This is a genomic window from Siphonobacter sp. BAB-5405, assembly GCF_002872335.1.
Taxonomy (GTDB): Bacteria; Bacteroidota; Bacteroidia; order Cytophagales; family Spirosomataceae; genus Siphonobacter.
This window is the reverse complement of record NZ_NJAG01000085.1, coordinates 1-3,076: the sequence shown is the minus strand read 5'-3', so window position 1 is coordinate 3,076 and position 3,076 is coordinate 1. Positions and strand designations below refer to the sequence as shown.

Below are 3,076 nucleotides of genomic sequence, written 5' to 3'. Positions count from 1 at the left end.
TTTCCTGGGCAGATGCCTCCAGGGCAGCCAGTAAAAGCATCGAATACATTAGAATAGCTTTCATTTTTTGGATTACAGCTTCGTATAAATCATTGTCCCTCGAGTCGTTTTAAAACAGGTAAGTCCTTTTCCCCTTCAGCCGGTATCAATACACTTATGCTATCCATGGGTGAACCATCCAGCACCACGCTTCCGACTACTTCGGTTTGAATCCATCGTCGCTCTGAATGGACTTCTTTTATAGGCTTCTCCGTCAATGATCCGGCAAGAATACATGCTCATCATTATTAAAAATGAAGAGATGAGTGGAGTACTGGTTTGCCAAAATCCTGTTGTACAATCAATCCTTATGCAAACTCAGGGGTGAACAAAAGTATATCATTCTCTTGAAGGTGTATTTTGATTGGTAACTATTTACAGCAGTTTGTTTGTAAAATGCCATAAGTGCGAATTGTTAGATCAGGAAGTCAAGATTCACATTGCAAAGCTCTGAGCCATAAGGCAACGTATACACTTTAAGAAAATATTATAGTAGTACTACCCTATTTACTAGAACATGGAGTCAGAAAAATTGAGTTTAAAGACATCAAACAATCTTTGTTTTTAAAAAATTGCTTGATGCTAAATACTTAACTCTTCAGACCATGCTGAATAGCATAGCTAGATACAGTCAATCGATGAACTCCAAGTATCCGAGCTATTGCACTATAAGAGACTTGTTTATCTAGTAACTCTCTAATTCTCTTATCCTGCCCGGTAAGTTTTGTCTTCGCTGACTTACTTCCTATCGGACGCCCTAGCACTACTCCTTCTGCTTTTTTGCGAGCCAAAGCTTCCTTTGTTCGCTGAGAGATCAGGTTTCGCTCAATTTCAGCAGATAAGCCAAAGGCAAAGCTAATACCTTTGAGTTTATGTCGCTCCCGAGACGATAGTTATCCTTAATAGTCCAGACCTGGATATCTCGATTCATGCACTCATTCAGAATACCCATGATCATTAAGAGGTTACGACCAAGGCGGGAAAGCTCCGAACAAATCAATACATCCCCTTTTTTCATCTTTTTGAGTAGTTTGCCAAGTTTGCGATCCTCTAGCTTTTTTGATCCAGAGATTGTTTCTTCAATCCATTTGTCTATGACAAATACATTCTTATCACAAAATTGATTTAACTCATAGCGTTGGTTTTCAACGGTTTGCTTGTCTGTACTGACTCGGATGTATCCGTAGATCATTGATATCGAATTGATAAAATAAGAGAAAATTAAGATGTTTAATTTAAACCTAGTTTGTATATATTAAAACTAAACATTTTCTTTAGACAATAAAGGAGCCTATTATGCTGACCAGTAAAAATGAGGGAGGCAGGCATACCTTCAATGGTCTATTGACTCATGTAGAGATGAAGCCTGCGGAACTACTACTTCAGGAGCCCCGTTTTTCTCTACACTTGCATGAAGCACAAATTTTGAGTGCCTGGTACATTACCATTGGTTCTACTGAGTGTTGGGAACTTTTCAATAACAAGGGTCATCTTGTTTTACAGCTACTTACGGTACATCCTATACAGCCCACTGCTTATTTATTATTCAATAAAAGTCAAGATATTAAAATAAATTCCTAGAAAATTTGCCCTATACGAAGCAAGATACCCCTCTAATTATCAACTACTTGCACTCTGACACTCCTGATCGAAGGAAAGATAGCTAGGGTCTTCCGTAATACGCCCCGCCACATGATATGCTTTTGCATAGACAAATAAAGGGTCCTCGGTTTTAAAGTGCTCATCAATATCAATGTCGGGAATTCCAAACGCAGTGACGCTTTCCATTTCAAAAATGGACACATAGCCGAACTAGTGCGATATCAGGATACATATACTTCAATTCCGTCGATATCCAAGTGGTTCTTCGAAAGGCATAAAGAGCTTGACTATCGGTATACGATCCCTGTCATTTCCATCTAAATCATTCTGTCCGTTGATCAGCATGAGTTTTCTTCCATCCTGTAAAAAAAGATCGGACATCCTCTACCTCCACTTTATAAAGTTTAAAAAGTTAAACGTAACACCTGTTAGAAAACGAACGGAGTAATATTTCAAAAATACTACAGGAATAATGAGCAATGGAGGTAATTACGGTAAATGGACTTCAAGTGATCTGCTTACTATTGCTAAAAACTTCCAAAATCAGAATAGTATGATCGGCTAACTCATGGGTCAGGCTGGGAGCTTTTTCGGGTCAGGCGTTAAGATTTCACGCCTGCGGACATTCCCTAACGCCCAATTACCGAATACCCAATAATCCGCTGCTTTCATCCCGCCCAATCCTTCCTAATTGTTTTACCAGGTATCAGTATCCCCTAAATTATAACTGGTTGAAACACGAATCTTTTCATGGTTATATTTTCTCAACACTCTGGTTGCATTCACGCCTTACAGAATAATCTAATAAACCCTACTAATAGTTATATCGACGCTTATTGCAAATTGATAATCAACGTTAAATAATAAATTAGAAACGCGATTTAGTTACTCATCTATTCACAAAATAAACTACGCTGTAAATAGCTATCATATATAAAAACAAATAAACAACAATCGATATAGTGCGAATAAAATCGGATGATTCTAGCTTTTATAAAATTTAAATATTTTATAAAACCAACTATAACTTTCAGGTATAAACTATAACGTAAAGTTATTTTAAAAGGTCTACACCCCCTATACATTTGTATCCGACTTAAGTCTAATCAATTTTTTTAACTCTCAAATTCAAACCTAATGAAAGTAAAATTTCTTTTACCTGCTTTATTGATTCTTCCCCTGGGATTGTTTTCATTCAAGCCTTCTGATAACTCCACTTCTAACAAATTTGAAAACCTGGAGAAACTTGATTACGGTACACTTCAAGGTCAACAGGCGTTATTAACCGGAGCGGGCTTCATTGCACGCTCGTCTACGGTAACCCGTAATGCTGAAACTTCAACGGTATCACAGGAAGCCGTCGTAGCCAGTTTTGCTCAGCCAACCTCCAGCCAAGTGTCACTTGGAAGCATTCGTTAAATCGCACGAATAACTG

At 37.9% G+C, this 3,076-nt stretch carries 3 protein-coding genes; 2 read left to right on the top strand and 1 reads right to left on the bottom strand.

Annotated features, from left to right (window positions below; translation table 11 throughout):
* Positions 1 to 853: 853 nt before the first annotated feature.
* On the bottom strand, positions 854 to 1,231 hold the full coding sequence (locus tag BWI97_RS29070) for a recombinase family protein (RefSeq protein WP_255403229.1): 378 nt from the start codon (positions 1,229 to 1,231) through the stop codon (positions 854 to 856).
* Positions 1,232 to 1,335: 104 nt separating this feature from the next.
* On the opposite strand from BWI97_RS29070, the gene BWI97_RS29370 reads away from it, so the two are divergent.
* Together BWI97_RS29370 and BWI97_RS25690 are read left to right on the top strand one after the other, a co-directional pair.
* Entirely contained in the window at positions 1,336 to 1,620 is a 285-nt protein-coding gene (locus BWI97_RS29370; protein WP_102203353.1) for a hypothetical protein, read from the top strand.
* A 1,158-nt stretch (positions 1,621 to 2,778) separates the two neighbouring features.
* The gene (locus BWI97_RS25690) at positions 2,779 to 3,060 is read left to right on the top strand and encodes a hypothetical protein (protein ID WP_102203352.1); all 282 of its coding nucleotides are present in this window, start codon (positions 2,779 to 2,781) and stop codon (positions 3,058 to 3,060) included.
* Positions 3,061 to 3,076 lie beyond the last annotated feature (16 nt).

Coding starts and splice junctions, on each gene's coding strand:
- BWI97_RS29070 (WP_255403229.1), bottom strand. CDS start 1,231: ATGATCTACGGATACATCCGAGTCAGTACAGACAAGCAAACCGTTGAA.
- BWI97_RS29370 (WP_102203353.1), top strand. CDS start 1,336: ATGCTGACCAGTAAAAATGAGGGAGGCAGGCATACCTTCAATGGTCTA.
- BWI97_RS25690 (WP_102203352.1), top strand. CDS start 2,779: ATGAAAGTAAAATTTCTTTTACCTGCTTTATTGATTCTTCCCCTGGGA.